The sequence below is a fragment of the Lentzea terrae genome (genome assembly GCF_003265345.1).
Taxonomy (GTDB): domain Bacteria; phylum Actinomycetota; class Actinomycetes; order Mycobacteriales; family Pseudonocardiaceae; genus Lentzea; species Lentzea terrae.
In genome coordinates this window covers 291,440-306,622 of record NZ_QFWW01000008.1, presented here as the reverse complement: position 1 = coordinate 306,622, position 15,183 = coordinate 291,440, and the positions used below count along the sequence as shown (strand labels likewise).

The window sequence follows — 15,183 nt, the reverse complement described above, 5'->3', positions numbered from 1 at the left end:
GCCACTGCACATCTTCCTACTCTGGTGGTTCAGCCGGCGTGCGAAACGTGGAGTGGAGCGTGGCAGACAGCGCAGAGAGATGCCTGTGCGTGGTCGGGCATCCAGACGACGAAATGCTGTTCCTGAGTCCCGACCCCGCACAGGCGATCCTGCGCGATGTTCCCGTGACGATCGTGATCGTCTCGGCGGGCGAGTTCAACGGGGGCGAAGCGTACGCGGAGTCGCGCAGGCGAGGTGCCTGCGCGGCTTACGCGTTTGCGGCGGGTGTCGCGAACACGTGGACCCGGTCCGCCGTGACCTTCGCGGGCAAGGCGGTCGAGGTCAACACACTCGACGCCAAGCCAACGGTGAAGATGATCCAGTTGGCGTTGCCTGACGGAAACAACAACAACCACCTCCACGCGTTGACGAACATGTGGGCGAACCCGAACCACGTCGCCCCCACCCTGATCTATCCGGACAGCCCGGTGACGCAGGTCTTCAACTACAACCGCGCCGACCTCGTCAACGTGCTGAAGGCGATCATGGTCAGCACGCAGCCGACGCACGTCCAGGTCCAGGACGCGAACCCGGACCCGTTCCTGATGGGCGAGCACGAGGACCACATCGCGGTCGCCAACTTCGCCGCCGCCGCGATCGACGCCTACATGGCCGGTGGCGGCACACCGCCCCCGACGCTGGTCGCCCACCGCTGCTACAACACCGCCGACTACGCGGTGAACCTGTCCACCCCGGTCATGAACTTCAAGCGCGCCGTCTTCGACGTGTACCTGCCGTTCGACGGCTTCGCCGGGGGTCAACCAGGCTGGACCGACCGCGACTACCACCGCTGGGACCTGGGCACGACGTGGGTCGGCGTCGACGGAGGCGGGCGCATGCGCGCGTTCGCCGTGCGCGGCGGTCAGGTGTGGAACTGGCGCCAGAGTGCCGCGGGCGGCGCGTGGCAGGCACCGGTCAACATCGGTGGCGGCCCGGTCGCCGCGACGCTGACCGTGGAGGCCCAGGCGAACGGGCGGCTCGCCGTGTTCGCCCGCTCGCTCGCGAGCCACGACATCGTGACGAGCAAGCAGACCTCCAGCAACGGTCCGTTCGGGGCGTGGACGTCACTCGGCAACCCCAACGGACCCGGCGGCGCCCACACCGGTGCCCCGGTCGTCGGTGTGAACGAGGACGGCAGGCTGGAGGTCTTCGCCAGGAACTCCGGCGGCGGCGTCAGCACCGTCTACCAGACCGCGATCAACGGCGCGTACTCGAACTGGGTGGACTTCGGCGGCGGGCCGGACGTCAAGCAGGCGCAAGCGGTCATCACCTGCCACGACGGCCGCATGCTCCTCGCCGCGAGCGGCCGCAACGCCATCCGCACGTGGCTGCAGAACTCGCCGAACGCGGTCTGGCCGGGGTCGACCGTGCGCGCGAGCGAACCCGTCACCAGCGCTCCCTCGTTGGCGCTGAACGGGGACGGCCGCCCAGAGATCTTCTGGCGCTCCACCGGCGGCGCCGTGCGCACCGTCTACGTCATCCCCGGTGGGGAGTGGAGCAACCCGCCGACGGCGCTGGGCGGCAACGGCGTCGGCCCGATCGCCACGGCGCGGGCACAGGGCCTGATCTTCCTCGCGGGCCGCGACGAGAACGGCAAGGTCAGCGCCACCTGGCAGTTCGCACCGAACGCGGGCTTCCACCCGTGGCGCTTCCTGAACGGCAGCCCGGTGCTCGGCTCACCCGCCTTCGCCGTCCTCGACGACGTGCCGACGATCTTCGCCATCGGGGTCGGCGGCAAGATCATGACCAGCACGTTCAACGGCACGACGTTCGGTGCGTGGCAGACGCTGCCCTGAACAGTGCCGAGGACCACCCACGCGCTGCCCCTGGAGGAACCGGACCTGACGATCTCCCGGATCCTCACCCTCGTCGAAGACCACCGGGCGGGCTTGCCGGAATGAACCGGTTGAGGTCCGTTCATCAGCCGGGCTACCGGTCAGCGGCAAGAGCGTGCGTTCGGCTGGTCAGCCCTGATAGAGCCAGATCCAGTTGCCGCTGGGATCTCTGACGGCCGAACTGCGAGGCATGCCCTGCCGGTCTCGCGGCGCGACGACCTCGGTGGCTCCGGCGGCCAAGGCCCGCGAGTGCCGGGCGTCCAGGTCGTCAACGACCAGACCGAAGGTCGTGGGGCCAGGTCGGTCGGTGTCGACGACGTCGGCGCTCAACTGCAGCAGGAAGAAGCCGTCCCGGCCGTACTCGCCGAACATGAACGACGAGTGATCCGTGTCGTCGGTGCGGCGGGTTACCTCGTAACGCAGGTCGAACGCGGCCTCGTAGAACGTGATCGACGCGTCGAGGTCGTCCACGGCGATGGTGATCTGGACCGGCCGGCATTCCGACGGCGGAGCGGACATGGTGAACCCTTCCCTCAGAAGGCGATCGACGTTGTCGATCTGGGCGGTGAGCAGACCGCGCGTGCGCAGCAGCCGCTGGCGGTGGCCGGCCAGCACCGGACCCGCCTGACCGGCTTCGGCCAGCACCTGCCGGATCTCCTCGATCGGCAGGTCGATCCACCGCAGTTCGCGGATGAGGTGGGCCAGCCGCATCTGGTCCCGCCCGTAACGGCGGTAACCGGTCTGCGGATCGGTGTGGGCTGGGATCAACAGGCTGACGTCGTCGTAGTGGCGCAGCGCGTGGATCGACAACCCGGTCAGCCGGGCGAACCGCCCGATCGTCATCAGCTCCGCATCACCCACATGGCTACTCTGCCGTCTCGCCCAACCCGAGAGTCAACATCCCGCCGAACGATCGCTCGTCGGCCGAGAACTGAGTTGCCCGCGTCACATCGGGTGGAAGTTGACACCGGTGTCAACGCATAGCGTCGAAATCGTCCGCGATTCGACGTTTCAGGAGCTGTTCACGATGAGCAAAGCGTTGGGGTACACGAGTTTCGGCGACGCCGACGTCCAGGAGTTCTTCGAGCGGCCGGATCCCGCACCCAGTTCCGCCGAAGTGCTCGTCCGCGTCACGGCGGCCGGAGTGAATCCGGTGGACTACAAGCTGCGGTCCGGACACGCCACCGCGTTGAACGGCCACCTGCCCTTCCCGCAGGTCCTGGGAGTGGAAGCGGCCGGAACCGTGCTCGCGGTCGGCGCGGAGGTGACCGGCCTGGCCGTCGGCGACCGAGTCGCCGGGTTCGCGTTGACCGGCTCGGGCACGTACGCGGGAACGACGCTGCTGCTCGGCGACGCCACGGCCCGCATCCCCGACGCGCTGCCGGACACCTGGGCGGCGACCATCCCCGTCGCCGGCACCACCGCGCTGGACGTGCTGGATCAGCTCGACCTGCCCGCGGGATCCTCGTTGCTGGTCAACGGGATCGGCGGCGGCGTGGGCATCGCGGTGGCCCAGCTGGCCCGGGACCGAGGGCTGGTCGTGACGGGTACGGCGAGCGCGGCGAAGCGGGATCTCGTCACGTCGACCGGTGCGTCCTTTGTGGACTACACCGGCGGCGGTGTCGTGGAGCGGCTCCGCGCACAGGCCCCGGACGGCTTCGACGCCGCGGTCGACAACGTCGGCGGCGAGTCGCTGCGCGAGATCGCCCCGCTGGCGGCGAAGCTCATCTCCGTCGGAGACCCGTCCGTGACCGAACTCGGTGGTGTGCTGGTCCACCGCCGCCTCGACCGGGCAGGCCTCGAACGCGTCGCCGAGCTGATGGTCACCGGAAAGCTCGACCCGCACATCACTCAGACGTACCCGCTCGAACGCGCGCACGAGGCGTTGGCACTCGTCGAGTCCCTGCACGCCACGGGGAAGCTCGTCATCGACATGAGCCTCTGACCACGCTCACCCGGCACCGATCGTGTCCCGGTGCCGGGTGTTGATCTCGATCAGCTCGTCGAGGACGGCCCTGGCCTCGACGAGCCGGGCGATGTCGGCGGTCAGCTGGTCGCGCTCCTCGTGCATCGTGTTGAAAGCGTCTTCGGCGACGTTCTTGGCGTCGCTGTCCACGCACGGCAGCAACCGGGCGATCACCTTGCTGCTCAGCCCCGCGTCGAACAACCGCCGGATGATCTCGACCCGTTCGACCTCCGTCGCCGCGTAGTGCCGCTGCCCGCCGACGGAGCGCGTGCTGTGCATCAGCCCCTGCTGCTCGTAGTACCGCAACGAACGAGCGCTGACTCCGGTCAGCCGGGCCAGTTCCCCGATCTTCATCGTCGGGGCGGAGGACGTCGTGGTCACGACAACCAGCCTACGGCGCGTGGACCGGGTTGATGGGGGTGATGACGCCGGCACGGTCCTCGATGGCTTGCGCGGCGTCCAGAATCCAGCTCTCCCGGAAACGACCACCGATGATCTGAACCGAGCCCGGCAGCGTCCCGACGACTCCGGTCGGAACGGTCGCCGCGGGCAGACCCAGGCATGGCACGAAAGTCATGGGCCATTGTGCCCAGAGGAGCTGACTCGCTCGTTCGAACGACGAACAGTCCGCGCCGTGTTCGGGCGCACGGGCCGCCGAGAAGGGGGTCAGGAGCAGGGAGATGTCGGTGAAGTGGGTCTCCATCAGGGACAGGAGCTCGTTTCGCCGGGTGTGGCCGCGGAGGAAGGTCTCCAAGGTCGCGTTCGGTCCCCAGGCGGCGTCCTGGACGGCGAAGTTGTACTCCATGGCCTGACGGAGATCAGCGTCGCCGAGCGCCACCATCTCGGCCGCGCCGATGCGAAGTTCTTCGAAGAGGAGCAGAAGCCAGAGCCGATGCGCCTCGACGATCTCCGGAATGTTCACCTCGACCGTCCGGTAGCCCGCCTCCTCCAGCCACCCTGCCGCATCGTCAACCGCGCGCAGGTTCTCCTGGCAGGTTTCGACACCGGGCACCTCGCGCACCACTCCGACCTTGGCCCCCGGAGGCAGAGCCGGTTCGTCCCGGTAGCCGATCGGCAGCGATGCCGGGTCGCGCGGGTCGTGCACGGACATCGCTCGCAGAGCGATCCTCAAGTCCTTGACGTGCCTTGCGACCGGGCCTTCCACAGCCATGGTGGTCTCCGCGATGGACGGGGCTTGGCTCACCAGCGACGGCGCGGACCACTTCGGGACACGTCCCGCGGTGGGGCGGATTCCGGTGACACCGCAGACTGCCGCGGGATAGCGGATCGAACCACCGATGTCGTTCGCGTGAGCGATCGGCACGATCCCGGCCGCAACCGCCGCGGCGGCGCCACCACTCGAGCCTCCTGGCGTGTGCTCCGCGGTCCACGGGTTCAGCGTCCGCCCGAACAGGTCGTTCTCCGAGAACCAGCGCAGGCCCCAGGCCGGCAGATTGCTGCGCCCGACGAACACCGCCCCGCTCGAACGCAGTGCGGCCACCACGGACGCGTCCTCCTTGGCCACGTTGCCGGCGCCCTCGACGATCCCGCACGTGTTGGCGTGACCGGCCTGGTCGGTGTTGTCCTTGATGGAGACGGGGACACCGTGCAGAGGTGCGGTGCGGTCTGCCTGCGGGCGGGCGTCGAGTTCGCGTGCCGTGGCCAGCGCCTCCTCCCCCGACACGCTGATCAGTGCGTTGATCGAGCCGTTCACGTTGTCGCAGCGGTCCAGGTGTGCTGTCGCCACTTCGGTCGCGCTGACCTCGCCGCGCCGTATCGCATCGCGAAGCGACGTCGCCGACCACCGCCAGAGGTCGGTCGGCATCTCGTCCTGGTTGCGACTCATGATCGGTCTTCTCCTCGGGTGCCGTCGTTGCCGTTCGAAAGCTCCACATCGGACTCGTCACGCGCCAGCAGCGCGATCGTCTTCGGCCGGACTCTGCGCAGCACGAGACCGCCGGCCAGACCGAGGACGAGCACCGCGGGAACCACCGCCACGAGGGCGTCGTTGATCTCCTTCGGTGCGCTGGTGAGCACGTCGAGGTGCCGGACGACGACGTAGACGACCCAGGACATCAGGACGGCCGCGATCACCGAGCTCGCGATGAGGAAGGCGCGTCGCGCCATTCCCCGACGACGCAGGAAGAACGCGACCGCCGCCGCGGCCGCTAGCCCCTGCAACACGATGATGCCGATGACGCCCGGCGTGTTCACCTTGATCAGCAGGTCCTGGAACGGATCGAGGCCCGCCAGCGCGAAGACGATCACGACCATCCCGGCGAGCACGCTCTGCACCGCGCCCGCGAACGCCGGGCTCCCGGCTCGGTTCGTGCGCGCGAACATCCGCGGAAGCGCACCACTTTCCGCCATGCCGAAGACGTAGCGGTTGATGGCGTTGTGGAACGCGAGCTGTGCCGCGTACACGCTGGTGACGATGAGGACGTACATCGCTTGCTCGGCCCACGGGCCGACGTACTCGCGAATGGTCACGAAGAACAGCGCCGAGCCCGCCTTTCCCGCGGCGGACTGGACTTCCGTCTGCCCGAGCGCCTGCACCACGGTCCAGGAGATGAAGCAGTAGAAGAGAGCCATGAACGCGACCGCGATGTAGGTCGCCCGTGGGATCGTGCGTCCGGGATCGCGTGCCTCCGCGCGGTACAACGCCGTCGACTCGAAACCCATGAACGCCGCGAAGCAGATCCCGAGGACCGCCAGCACGCCGCCCTGGAAGACGTTGCCCGGATCGAACGACGCGACACCGAGGCCTTGAGCGCCGCCCTTGACGACGACGGCGATCGCCATGACCGCCAGGATCGCGGACTCCAGAGTGATCAGCACGACGAGCACCTTCGTGCCGACGTCGATCCCGAGTGCTCCCAGCACGAACACGGCCACGACCGCGATCGCCGAGATCACCCACCACGGAACACTCACGCCGAAGATGTTGTCGAGCGCCGCGCTGGCCTGGGTCCCCAGCAGACCGTAGGTCCCGATCTGGAGCAGGTTGTAGGACACGATCGCGAGCACGGCGGCGGCGAACCCGGCGGTTCCTCCGAAAGCGTGTCCGATGTAGACGAAGAAGCCGCCCGTCCGCTTGATCTGTGCCGCCATCGCGGTGAACCCGATCGCGAAGACGATCAGGACGACGCCGGCCAGCAGGTAGGCGCCCGGTACGCCGACGCCACCGATGGCCAGCGCAATGGGGGCGACGCCGGCCATGACCGTCAGCGGCGCGGCCGCGGAGACGACGGTCGCTGTCACGCCGACGGTACCGATCGCGTTCGCCCGCAGGGTCGCAGAGCCCGACGTCGACGGCGATGGTTCCGAACTCGACGAGGTGGAGCTGGAGAGGTGTGCAGACATGGCGACCTCGATGCGGTGACCGGATGTAGTTCGTCGAGGATCGCTGTGCACTGCATCACAGTCAAGAGTTTTGTACGAAAATCGGAGTGCAGGGTGACTGCTGATGGCCTTGCGGGACGCCCTGATCTCGTGCACGATTCGTACGAACGTACGGGAATGTGTGACAGGTAGGCAGGTGTCCATGGGACCAGGTAGCCGACCGGTGGCCGTCGTCACCGGCGCGGGCAGCGAAGACGGGATCGGCTTCGCCTGCGCTCGTCTGTTGGCCGAGGACCACGCGCTGGTGATCGCATCGACCACAGAACGCATCCATGAGCGCGTTCGACAACTGGGCGGCGAGCAGGCGGGCGTCGTGGGCTTCGTCGGCGATCTGACCGTCTCCGCGACCGCCGACGCCCTGATAGCACTCACTCTCCAGACTTTCGGGAGGATCGACGTCCTGGTGAACAACGCCGGCATGGCGGCGGTCTCCGGCGCGGAGGAAGCAGCGTCGGCCATGTCCACCACGGACGAGGACTGGCGCGCGGCCATCTCACGGAATCTGGACACGACCTTCTTCGTCACGCGGGCCGCCATTCCCCGCCTCACGGACGACGTGGGGAGGATCGTCAACATGTCGTCGGTGTCAGGCCCTCTGATGGCCTACGCGAACGACGCCGCGTATCACTCGGCGAAGGCCGCCGTCATCGGACTGACCAGGTCCACCGCCATCGACGTCGCATCCCGGGGCATCACCTGCAACGCGGTGGCTCCCGGTTGGATCGCGACAGCCTCGTCGACCTCCCACGAGGTGTCGATGGGTGAGGCGACACCAATGGGTCGCCCAGGCACACCGGAGGAGGTCGCCGCGGTCGTCCGGTTCCTCGCCTTGCCGTCGGCGTCCTATCTGACGGGCCAGATGATCGTGGTCGACGGCGCCAACTCGATCGCGGAGGAACGAGGCTCGCGCTGACAGATCCGCGGAATTCCGAACAGCCCCGGCTGTTTGCACCCAAGATCGCGGTAAGGGAAAGTGCACCAGCATGACGGGTACCGAAGATCTCCCCGATGACGTCAAGGGCATGCCTCCGAGCCGCAAGGGAGCCAAGCGCAAGACCGAGATCATCGACGCGGCGCTTCGCATCATCGGCAGAGACGGCATCCTTGCGGTGTCCATGAGAGCGGTGGCGGTCGAGGCAGCGGTACCGCTGGGAACCGTGACGTACTACTTCAGCAACAAGGAAGAGCTGATCGAAGCAGGCTTCCTGCGACACACGCAACGAGAGACCACGCGCATCGTCACCGCGATCGCACGCCTGGGCACGCTCACGCAGGCCGACGCTGCTCGCGGGCTCGCCGACTTCGTCATCCAGGGCCTGACCGAATACCGCGAACAACTGATCGCGGAGTACCAGTTCCTGAACGCGTCAGTGCGGCACGAGAATCTGCAGCGAGCGTCGACCGCCTGGTTGCAGACACTGTCAGCTCACCTCGAGGAAAGACTCACCGCATTTTCCTCGACGAGCCCGAAAACCGACGCAAAACTGATCCTCGCCGTGATCTCGGGCCTCGAGGTGGACAAACTGATCGCTCCGCTGGGGCCTGCGGACGAACGAGCCATTCGTGCGGTGATGGAAAGACTTTTCCAAGGCCTGGGGCAACTCTGGGCCCAGAACCAGGACTAGGGACTTCGACACAGGCCCCAGCCGGCTCGGATGCGAGGTAATGATGGAGAGAATCCTGCAGGCGGGCCGACCGCAGTTGTCGCCGAGCGACGCCGCCGCGCTGCTCGGCGAGCTGTTCGGGGTCGCCGCGGATGACGCGCGGGACCTCGGCAGCGAACGGGACCAGGCGTTCCTCGTGCAGTCCTCGGGGAGCCCGGTGAGCGTGCTCAAGGTGTCGAACCCCGCGGAGGATCCCCAGGTCCTCGACATGGAGGCCGCCGCGGCGCTGCACGTGCACCGGATCGACCCCGAGCTCGGGGTGGCCCTGCCGTGGGCGGTTCCGGGCGCCCCAGACACCTACCGTGCCGCGTGGAGCGATGGCGAGAACGTGTGCTGGGTGCGCGCGTACGACGTCCTTCCGGGCGCGGGGCGGGTCACTGCGACGACACTCGACGACCGAGCGTTGCGCGCCTGGGGCAGCACGTCGGCCCGGCTGGGCCGGGCCCTGCGCGGGTTCACGCACCCGAAGGCTCACCGCACCATGCTGTGGAACGTCCAGCACACCGCCCGTGTGCGAGAACTGCTCGTGCACATCCCGGACGGCGACCGGCGGGCCGCCGTGGAGCGGATCGTCGACCGGTTCGAGGAGGTGGTCGTCCCGGCGTGGCCGCGACTGCGGACCCAGGTCGTGCACGGCGACTTCACCGCGGACAACGCGCTGACCGCCGTCGACGGCACGGTCACCGGGATCGTGGACTTCGGCGACATGAGCCACGCCACGCTGCTCACCGATCTCGCGCCGCTGCTGGAATCGCTGGTGTGCGGGCGGTCCGGCGAGGAGATGTTCCGTGCCGCCCGGCTCGTGCTCGACGGGTACGAGCAGGTGACGCCGCTCGAACCGGAGGAGGTCGACCTGCTCGGTGAGGTGTGGGCGGCGCGGTGTGCGCTGACCATCGCGATCAGCGAGTGGCGGGTGGCGCAGGGGCTGGAGGACCCGGTCTTCGCGCGGCGCTACAACGACCCCGCCGCGGCGACGATCGCCGGCCTGGAGGCGGTCGGCTGGGATGACGCCCGCCGCCGGCTCGGGGGCCACCGGGTCGAGGCCCCGACAGCCCAGCTGAGGAAACGGCGTGACGCCGTCTTCGGCCCGGCCACCGAGCCGCTGTCGTACCGCGAGCCGTTGCACGTCGCGTCGGCGGAGGGGGTGTGGATCACCGACGTCACCGGCCGGCGCTACCTGGACTGCTACAACAACGTGCCGTGCGTGGGGCACGCCCATCCGCGGGTCACGGCCGCGATCTCCCGGCAGGCGCGCCGGATCAACACCCACACCCGCTACCTGTCCGAGCCGGCCGTCGAACTGGCCGAGCGGCTGGCCGCGTCGTGTCCGTCCGGTCTGGACACCGTGCTGCTCGTGAACTCGGGGTCGGAGGCGAACGACCTCGCCTGGCGGCTGGCCCGTGCCGCGACCGGCAGGGGCGGGGCGTTGTGCACCGACTTCGCCTACCACGGCCTGACCGAGGCCATCGCCGCCGTCTCCCCCGAGGCGTGGCTCGACGGACGCGGCCCGGACCACGTGGAAACCTGGACGCCGCCCGACCCCTACCGCGGCACGGCCCTCGGCGGGGAGCACTTCGAGGCGGCACTCGAACGCCTCGCGACGCGCGGGCACGAGCCGGCGGCGGTCTACCTGGACGCCGTTCTCACCAGCGACGGCATCGTCGACCTCGATCCGGCTCACGTGCGGGCACTGCACCGCCGCGCGAAGGCGGCCGGTGCGCTGTGGATCGCCGACGAGGTGCAGTCCGGCCACGGGCGCACCGGGGAGGCGCTGTGGGGTTTCTCCCGCTTCGGGATCGAGCCGGACTTCGTCACGCTCGGCAAGCCGATGGGCAACGGGCATCCGGTCGCGGCCGTGATCACCCGCAGCGACATCGTGCAGGCCGCGGTCGGCCGGACCCTCCTCTTCAGCACCTTCGGCGGCAACCCGGTCTCCGCCGCCGCGGCACTGGCGGTGCTCGACGTGATCGACGACGAACGCGTCCTCGACCGCGTCCGCGACACCGGCGAGAAGATGCGCGCCGCACTGCGGGAACTGGCGGACCGCCACCCTGCCATCGGCGACGTCCGCGGGGCAGGGCTGGCGGTCGGCGTCGAGATCGTCCACCCCGGCGGCACCCGACCCGACCGCGCCACGGCGGTCGCCGTCCGCGACGGCATGCGCGCCCGCGGCGTGCTCGTCGGGACCACTGGGCGAACCGGCAACGTGCTGAAGGTCCGGCCACCGCTCGCCTTCACCGACAGGGAGTTGCCGGTGTTCGTCGACGCGCTCGACTCCGCTCTGGCCGAACAGTCCGGCCGGTAACGCACCAAGCCGCTTCTGCCTACCGACGAACGGCTGATTCGACCGCCCTCCAAGAAAATTCCCGCATTCTCGGAAACGCTGTCCGACCGCAGAAACGTTATCGCCGAGCAACACCGCGGCGATAACGTCCTTTCGTCGCGCGACTGTCCATGCGACACGAATCCCTGCACCTAGGAGCTTCACAGCGTGCCAAGAAAAACGTCAACGAGTCGACTCAGGACGATGGCCGCGGCGGTGATCGCGGTGACCGCACTGGCAGGACTGCCCACGGTGAGCACCGCGGCGCCGGACAACCCGTGGACAGCGGTTCCCACACCAGGGGCGGCTTCCCTGTCCGCCGAGCAGCCCGAGATCCGAACCGGTCGATTCGCCGGCTACACGCTCGACCGCGCGGCCATGGCGTCCAAATTGGACGGTCAGGCCGCGCACGAGGTGCTCCTGCCCACTCCGGAAGGCACCTTCCAGCGGTTCCGGCTCGAGGACACACCGGTGCTGGAGGCCGGACTGGCCGCGGCGCACCCCGAGATCAGGACGTACTCGGGCAGGGGTGTCGACGATCCCGCCGCCACCGCGCGGGCCGACCTCACGCCGCTGGGCTTCCACGCATCCGTCCGGTCGCCGCGCGGTCAGTGGTACGTCGATCCGTACCACCGGGCCGGGCAAGGGTTGTACGCGAGCTACTACGGGCGTGACCTGGCCAAGCCGGCCAGTGCACTGGTGGAGCGCGGGTCCGTCCGGGGGAAGGCGTCCGAGGTGCAGGCGATCGGAGGCGGCGGGCCGGTGCGGCTGCGCACCTACCGCCTCGCGCTCGTCACCGACCCCTCGTACGCGGCCTATTTCGGTGCCGCCAACGTCACTGCCGCGAAGGCGACGCTCGTCAACCGGGTCAACCAGGTCTACGAGGACGAGACCGCGATCCGGCTGCTGCTGGTCAACGACACCGACAAGACGAACCTCAACACCGCGGCGATGGCCTTCGAGCCCAACGGGCCGTGTGGCGCGGAAGCCTGTTTCGCGCCCGGTCAACTCGACTTCTGCGACGTTCCCGGGCTCTACCGCAACCCGACCGTGCTCGGTCAGCTCGTCGGTGCGAGCAACTACGACGTCGGGCACATCGGCCTCGGTGTCAACGGCGGCGGGCTGGCGGCCCTCGGCGTGGTCGGCCGGGAGGACAAGGCGCTGGGGTGCACCGGGTTGCCAACGCCCGTCGGCGACTTCTACGCGGTCGACTACGTGGCGCACGAGATCGGCCACCAGTTCGGCGCCAACCACACGTTCAACGGAACGCAGCACGCCTGTGCTTCGGACAACCGCGTCGCGAGCAACTCCGTCGAGCCCGGCAGCGGGTCGTCGATCATGGCCTACGCCGGGATCTGCCGGCAGGACAACCTGCAACCGCACTCCGACCCGTACTGGTCGCAGCGCAGCTTCTCCGAGATCACCTCGTACGTCACGAGCACCCAGCCCGCGATGTTCGAGCAGCAGAACGTGGCGCTGCGCGACTTCGACGGCACGGACTCCTTCCGGATCAGCTACCGCGGCCAGGAGTCGGCGGTGATCGTGCGCGGCACGAACTACACGGACTCCGGCATCAAGGCCGCCATCGAGGCGCTCCCGAACTGGCCCGCCGGTGCGACCGTCGACGTGCTCGGGTTCGGCGGTCGCGAGATGACCGACGCCGGCTTCCGGGTCAGCTTCACCGGCGGACCGCTGGCGGGCAAGGACGTGGAGCCGCTCGTCATCACCGATGCGCACGGCACGTCGAGCCTCGTGGGCGAGGAGATCAAGGGCGGCAAGCCCGACAACGGCGGTCGGCGCGTCACCAACACCGGCAACCACGCGCCCGTGGTGAACGTCGCGCCGAAGTACACCATCCCGGTCCGCACGCCGTTCGCGTTGAACGGGCGTGCGATCGACGTCGACGGTGACACGGTGACGTACATGTGGGAGCAGAACGACCTCGGCGGCGCCACCGGCACGGCACTGGTGAGCAACACCAAGACGGACGGGCCGCTGTTCCGGCAGTTCGGCACCGCCGCCGCCGTCAGCAAGGAGGACGCGCTCAAGTACAACTCGCCGGGCCAGAACGCCGTGAACACCAATGCCACCAGGGTCTTCCCTGACCTCGCCCAGATCGCGGCGAACAACACCAACGCCCGCACCGGCGGATGCCCTGCCGCACCGCCGCCACCGACCACCGGCGGCGGGTCGAACGTGCCGCCCGAGCTGGTCGACTGCTACTCGGAGTTCCTGCCCACCGCGGACTGGGTCGGTGCCGGCAAGGACCGGACCCTGCACTTCCGGCTCACCGCCAGGGACGGACGTCCCGGTGGCGGTGGCATCAGCAGCGCCGACACCGCGCTCGTGCTGGCGCCGTCGGCGGGCCCGTTCCTCGTGACCTCGCAGGCGACCACGACCACGCTGACCGGTGGCACCGCGCAGTCGATCACCTGGGACGCGGCTCGCACCAACGTGGCTCCGGTCGGCGTGCGCGAGGTGAAGATCTCGCTGTCGCTCGACGGTGGCCTGACCTTCCCGCACGTGCTCGCGAGCCGCACGCCCAACGACGGCAGCGAGACCGTCTGCCTGCCGAGGGTGAGCACGACCAAGGCGAGGATCAAGATCGAAGCGGTCGGGAACGTCTTCTTCGACCTCAACGACGCCGACTTCGTCGTCCGGCCACCGTCCGCGCGAGCTGCCGGGATCCTGTGACATCGGTTCCATCAGAACGGAGGGGCGAGTGACTCGCCCCTCCGTTCCGGCTTTGTGGACCGGCCGACCGGCGGGGGCGGCTCCAGCCGGGTAGCGGGGTCGCTCCAGACGCCCGGCAGCTGGGAGACCAGGCCGGCATCCGCGACACTTGTGTCATCGCATTCCGAGAAGGCGTTGCAGCGAAATGAGATTTGTCTTCTCGGTGATGATGTCCGGTGCTGCGCATGAAGTTCCTCGGATGTCACGAACCACTTCGGTCATTCGGCCGAACTGACGTCCAAGGAGACAACGTGGCCATTTCCGGCATCTTCAGCGCACTCTTCATCGGTTTGATCATCGGTGCGCTGGGCAGACTGGTCGTACCGGGCAAGCAACGCATCCCCCTCTGGCTGACCATCCTGATCGGCATCGGCGCCGCACTGATCGGCACCTTCGCCGCCAACGCGCTCGGCGTGGGTGACACCCGCGGCATCGACTGGATCGAGCTGTTCATCCAGATCGCCCTCGCCGCCGGCGGTGTCAGCCTGGCGGCCGGGCTGTACGGCCGCAGGCACCCCTAGCCGCGCCCGAGCCCGCGCTGCAGGCGTCGCCCCACCCCCTCGACGACGCCTGCAGCGACCTGCCAGGCCGATCGGCGGGGTTGAGTCCAACACAACCTGCCAACGTCCGAACAACGTTGCACCAGAACTGATTTCATCCGTCCAAAGAGGAGACATCGTCATGTTCAGTCGAATGCTGAGCGCGTTCGGCATCGGTGGTCCGTCCGTCGACACCGTGCTGGACTCGCCGCACGCCGTGCCCGGCCAGCCGATCACCGGACAGGTCCGCATCCAGGGCGGCAGCTCGGACGCCGAGATCGGCCAGGTCGTGCTGTCGCTGGTCACCCAGGTCGAGGTCGAGCGCGGCGGCTTCGGCGGCTTCGGCGATTTCGGCGGCGATGACGAGCGTGGCGAGGTCGCGGAGTTCTTCCGGATGGTCGTGCAGCAGGGGCTGCGGGTGCCGGCGGGGCAACTGGTCTCGATCCCGTTCCAGCTGCCGGTGCCGTGGGAGACGCCGATCACCGCGGTCGGCGGCGCCGCCCTGCCGGGGATGAGCGTGGGTGTGCGCACCGAACTGCTCGTCGCGGGCGCCCCGGACAAGGGCGACCTGGACCCGGTGCTGGTCGCCCCGCTGCCCTCGCAGAACAAGGTGCTGGACGCGTTCGGACAGCTCGGGTTCTCGTTCCGCGGCGCCGACGTCGAGGCTGGCCGCCTGCCCGGC

Annotated in this window: 12 protein-coding genes; 8 read left to right on the top strand and 4 right to left on the bottom strand. The window is 68.8% G+C overall.

Annotated features, from left to right (window positions below; all coding sequences use genetic code 11):
- Positions 1-59 precede the first annotated feature (59 nt).
- Positions 60-1,835: a PIG-L family deacetylase gene (locus tag DI276_RS15735; RefSeq protein WP_157984731.1), complete on the top strand. Its 1,776-nt coding sequence runs from the start codon at positions 60-62 to the stop codon at positions 1,833-1,835.
- Positions 1,836-2,003: 168 nt separating this feature from the next.
- On the opposite strand, the gene DI276_RS15730 is transcribed toward DI276_RS15735, so the two are convergent.
- Complete coding sequence (locus tag DI276_RS15730; protein WP_112264074.1) at positions 2,004-2,735, bottom strand: MerR family transcriptional regulator; 732 nt, start codon at positions 2,733-2,735, stop codon at positions 2,004-2,006.
- A 166-nt stretch (positions 2,736-2,901) separates the two neighbouring features.
- On the opposite strand from DI276_RS15730, the gene DI276_RS15725 reads away from it, so the two are divergent.
- Positions 2,902-3,819: an NADP-dependent oxidoreductase gene (locus DI276_RS15725; protein WP_112264263.1), complete on the top strand. Its 918-nt coding sequence runs from the start codon at positions 2,902-2,904 to the stop codon at positions 3,817-3,819.
- A gap of 6 nt (positions 3,820-3,825) precedes the next feature.
- Here the strand turns inward: DI276_RS15725 and DI276_RS15720 are convergent, their stop codons facing one another.
- Genes DI276_RS15720 through DI276_RS15710 form a run of 3 tightly spaced genes read right to left on the bottom strand, consistent with a single transcriptional unit; the run spans position 3,826 to position 7,101 of the window.
- Positions 3,826-4,221 carry a MerR family transcriptional regulator gene (locus tag DI276_RS15720; protein WP_332874647.1) on the bottom strand — a complete coding sequence of 132 codons (396 nt, stop codon included), beginning with the start codon at positions 4,219-4,221 and terminating at the stop codon, positions 3,826-3,828.
- Positions 4,222-4,231: 10 nt separating this feature from the next.
- Positions 4,232-5,686, bottom strand: a complete 1,455-nt coding sequence (locus DI276_RS15715; protein ID WP_112264073.1) for an amidase — start codon at positions 5,684-5,686, stop codon at positions 4,232-4,234.
- Complete coding sequence (locus tag DI276_RS15710) at positions 5,683-7,101, bottom strand: APC family permease (RefSeq protein ID WP_232836679.1); 1,419 nt, start codon at positions 7,099-7,101, stop codon at positions 5,683-5,685. The genes DI276_RS15715 and DI276_RS15710 overlap by 4 nt, the downstream gene beginning before the upstream one ends.
- 283 nt (positions 7,102-7,384) lie before the next feature.
- Between DI276_RS15710 and DI276_RS15705 the strand changes: the two genes are divergently transcribed.
- The 6 genes from DI276_RS15705 to DI276_RS52035 form a co-directional block, all read left to right on the top strand.
- Positions 7,385-8,155, top strand: a complete 771-nt coding sequence (locus tag DI276_RS15705) for an SDR family NAD(P)-dependent oxidoreductase (protein WP_112264071.1) — start codon at positions 7,385-7,387, stop codon at positions 8,153-8,155.
- Between the two features lie 70 nt (positions 8,156-8,225).
- The gene (locus DI276_RS15700; RefSeq protein ID WP_112264070.1) at positions 8,226-8,867 is read left to right on the top strand and encodes a TetR/AcrR family transcriptional regulator; all 642 of its coding nucleotides are present in this window, start codon (positions 8,226-8,228) and stop codon (positions 8,865-8,867) included.
- Between the two features lie 40 nt (positions 8,868-8,907).
- A complete protein-coding gene (locus tag DI276_RS15695) occupies positions 8,908-11,211 on the top strand; it encodes an aminotransferase class III-fold pyridoxal phosphate-dependent enzyme (protein WP_119724475.1) in 2,304 nt (767 codons plus the stop codon).
- Between the two features lie 222 nt (positions 11,212-11,433).
- Complete coding sequence (locus DI276_RS15690; RefSeq protein ID WP_112264069.1) at positions 11,434-13,923, top strand: M12 family metallo-peptidase; 2,490 nt, start codon at positions 11,434-11,436, stop codon at positions 13,921-13,923.
- Between the two features lie 290 nt (positions 13,924-14,213).
- A complete protein-coding gene (locus tag DI276_RS15685) occupies positions 14,214-14,483 on the top strand; it encodes a GlsB/YeaQ/YmgE family stress response membrane protein (protein WP_112264068.1) in 270 nt (89 codons plus the stop codon).
- 160 nt (positions 14,484-14,643) lie between these two features.
- Positions 14,644-15,183 (top strand): sporulation protein (locus tag DI276_RS52035; protein WP_232836678.1); only part of this gene is annotated, 540 nt, incomplete at its 3' end.